Genomic DNA, 3,379 nt, shown 5'->3' with positions numbered 1-3,379 from the left:
CCGCTATCGGCTGGTACATGTCCGCCACTTCGCGGATGAGATCCGCGAGCGCGACTTTGCCAAAACCTGCCAATCGCTGGCTTTGCTCGATTTCCGCAAGCCGCAAAATAGCGGTGATGATCGAAAGAGACTGATCGAGTGCCTCTATCGTCTTGTCTGCAACCATCTGCAGTTGCTCGAACGTCTTGGCGCTGGTGCGGCCGCGCTCAACATTAGCCGCGCCCGGGTGAGCGGCGTGCGCAGGTCATGCGCGATGTTATTGCCGACGCCCGCAAGAGATTGGACGAGAGTTTCCATCTCATCGAGCATGCCATTGACCATCATCGCAAGTTTGGAGAAGGGATCGCCGGCGTTTCGGGCGGGAGTCGTTCACGTCGATTTCCGGCAACGATACACTTTACCCGTTCGTTGACCTCAACGATACGCCTGCGAGCACGAGCGCTTAGCGCCACGCCGACCGCGAGGCAAAGAAGCACGGCAGGAAGCAGACCGAGCGCGAGCGCCCGACCCACGACACGTGCGATCTCCTCGACTTCATCGACGTCTCGTCCGATCATCAGCACGTCGCCGGCCGGCAACCTTCCCGCGATTAGGTGGACGGCCTGTTTCTCCCGGCGACTTTCGTCCAGCCTATCGACCTCGGCGCTCTCCACCGTATTGTCGGTCTGTCCGTAGCGGGTGAAGATGTCGTATTTTTGTAGCTCGTGATCTGTCGCCTTCGTTGTAGTAGCGGAGGAGCCGGAAGGCGTGGACGGTTCCGCCGATTGGTCATGCCACGGATAATGCTGGCGGGTTAGCTCTCCTGTTCGGTTTCTTTGTTCGACTTGAAGCCCGTTTCTCCGTCCCGACCCGCGCGGTCTTGAGGGCGGCGCGCGCAGGAGCGGTCAAGGACGCGCACTTGCGCGCCCGGGAGGGCTTGTCCTTGACGGCTCCGAGCACGCTGCCAGGCTCAGGCGCGTCGGGGCTGATCTGTTCTCCGTCGGCGGCAAACGTCGCCAATCGGTGCGGGCCAAGGAACACGCTGGCGGTGCCATCGGGATACTGGTGAACCCGCACCAGAGCCTTGACGAAGTGGGGCCTGAGCCGGCTCTCGGGCAGCTGCAGCCGCCGGCCGCTCCATGCAATCGTGTTGTCGTTGGCGACGGTTCGCTCCTCGATCACGCACAGCGCCTCGCGCCAGGCCTGGTGCCGGTCGGCAACGAATGCGGTGCCTTGCTGCTCGGCCTTGATCGCAAACGCCGCGTTGTGCTCGGCCATGTAGTGCGTCTTCAGCCACGCATTGGCGGCTTCCACCGTGCTGATTCCGGCGAGCCGCAGATCCTTCGGCAGCCGGCCCTGCAGCGTGCCGAACATCCGCTCGGAGCGCCCGCGCGCCTCCGGCGAATAGGCCGCGATATGCTCGATCCCAAGATGCGATAAAGCCCGTCCCACTTGGGTTTGTTGTGTCTTCGAGGCCTTCTCGCCAGCCTTCGGGGTGTAGAAGTAATGGCTGCCGCGATCGGTGTAGAGGGCGCAGAACAGCCCACGCTCGCCAATCACCTCGCGCAAAGCCTGGAACGTCGAGGCGGTTCCTTCTTCCTCCACCAGCAGCATCGAGTAGACCTCGCTGGTCGCATCGTCCATCGTGACGATCAGGTCCATCGCGGACAAACCTTCGATCCAGACGTGGCGCGACCCGTCCTGGTGCAGCAGCATGCCCCGAAGCGGCCGGCGTGGACGCTTCTTGCGGTGCGCCGAACGCTTCGGCGCCTTCCGCACCAGCCCTGCCGCGTGCAAGGTGAGCTTCGTCACCGTATAGCCCAGCACATAGCCGTGCCGCTTTTGCAGCTGCTCGTGGAAGTGCTTCACCGTGAAGTCCGGGTACTTGTCCCGGAACAGTCCCAGCATCCGCTCCAGTTCTTCCTCCGACGCCCGCTTCGGCGATCGACGACCCATGCGCCGGTCGACCAGCCCGTCATCCCCCTCCGCCTCGAAGCGTTCCGCCCAGCGTTGAAACGTCCGCACGTTGATCCCGAGAATCTCGGATGCCTCCGCTTGCGTCAGCTCCCTCGCCTCGGTCCGGTCCAGCAAACTCGAAAACCGCATCCGTCGTACTCCCTCGTGAATGGATGCCGTGCCCATCGTGCCCCCTTTGTTCAGGGCAACCAAAAACACGACACTTCACGAGCTACAAACACACGACAGATCACGAGCTACTGACAGGCGGACCAGCGCGCGGTTGTCAGAGCGCGCTCGCCATCCTATCCTTGACGCTCAGTTCCAACAGCAGAAAAAAGCAGCATGGGATCAAGGCCCGCTCAAATCTCGATGCCGTATCCTGTGTTCCCGGCTGCCGTCGCGCATGGGCGTCGCACGCGCCAAGGCCGGGCCGATCCGTGAGCGCAATCTTCGGATTCGCCCAGCGCGACGGCAAGCCTGCTTCTGCCGAGACGTTGGCCGCGATGGATCGGGCAAGCGCCGACTGGGGACCGGACGGCAAAGGCAGCTGGCTAGAGGGGCCGTGCGCCCTCGGGCAGCGGCTCCTGCACACCACACCTGAGTCCCTGTTCGAGACAATGCCGCTGACGAGCCGGCAGGGGAACATAGTGCTGGTGGCGGCCGCGCGCCTCGACAATCGCGCCGATCTGTTCGGCGCACTCCGAGTTCCGCAAGCCGAACGCGCCACGATGCCTGACGGGGCCTTGATCCTGCGCGCTTATGAGCGCTGGGGCGAGCAGACTCCTAGTCGCCTCCTCGGCGACTGGGCCTTCGCCGCCTGGGACTGTGAGCGGCAAAGCCTATTCATAGCGCGCGATCAGTACGGCGTCACCGCGCTGTACTACTACGCGTCGCCGCGCCTCGTGGCCTTCGCGTCCAGTCATGCCGCCCTGCTTGCGTCCCCCGGGGTTCCGCGCCGGCTAAACGAGCTGCATGTCGCGGAAATCTTCTTCGGCTGGCCGGGAGATGGAACAGCGACCCTATGGGAAGACGTTTGGCGCCTCCCGCCGGGCCACTGCGTCAGCATATCGGCCTCCGGCGTCACCGTACGGGAATATTGGCGTCTGCAAGATGCCCCAGAGATCCGGCTAGGCTCCGACGATGCCTACCTGGAGCAGTTTGTCGCGCTTTATGACGAGGCCGTGCGCTGTCGGCTGCGGTCCCAGCGGCCGCTCGGTTCAACGCTCAGCGCCGGCCTGGACTCGAGTTCCGTGACTGCACTGGCGGCCCGCGAGCTGCGCCTGCAGGGTCGGCAGCTTGTTGCCTTCACGTCGGCGCCGCGCGACGGCCAGCCACATGGCCATGAAGCCGCCGGCCAACACCTGGTCGACGAGTGGCCGCTCGCCTGTGAGGCCGCGGCCCATATCGGCGTTGCCGAACACGTCAAGGTCGGCGGCGAGAA

General features: G+C 64.2%; 3 protein-coding genes. 2 read left to right on the top strand and 1 reads right to left on the bottom strand.

The annotated features are described in order from the left end of the window. Positions 1–412, top strand: a 412-nt coding sequence (locus tag VGC56_RS08715) for a hypothetical protein (protein WP_464124505.1), incomplete at its 5' end; no start/stop codon positions are given. Positions 413–768: 356 nt separating this feature from the next. Here the strand turns inward: VGC56_RS08715 and VGC56_RS08710 are convergent. Beyond that, positions 769–2,085, bottom strand: a complete 1,317-nt coding sequence (locus VGC56_RS08710; RefSeq protein ID WP_464124504.1) for an ISNCY family transposase — start codon at positions 2,083–2,085, stop codon at positions 769–771. Between the two features lie 290 nt (positions 2,086–2,375). On the opposite strand from VGC56_RS08710, the gene VGC56_RS08705 reads away from it, so the two are divergent. Then, a partial coding sequence (locus VGC56_RS08705) for an asparagine synthase-related protein (RefSeq protein WP_464124503.1) occupies positions 2,376–3,379 on the top strand: 1,004 nt, incomplete at its 3' end.

The organism is Allosphingosinicella sp. (assembly GCF_036403745.1).
Lineage (GTDB): Bacteria > Pseudomonadota > Alphaproteobacteria > Sphingomonadales > Sphingomonadaceae > Allosphingosinicella.
This window is presented reverse-complemented; position numbering and strand designations above follow the sequence as displayed.

Excerpts from the sequence above, each read along its gene's own strand:
- VGC56_RS08710 (WP_464124504.1), bottom strand. The coding sequence starts at position 2,085 with ATGCGGTTTTCGAGTTTGCTGGACCGGACCGAGGCGAGGGAGCTGACG.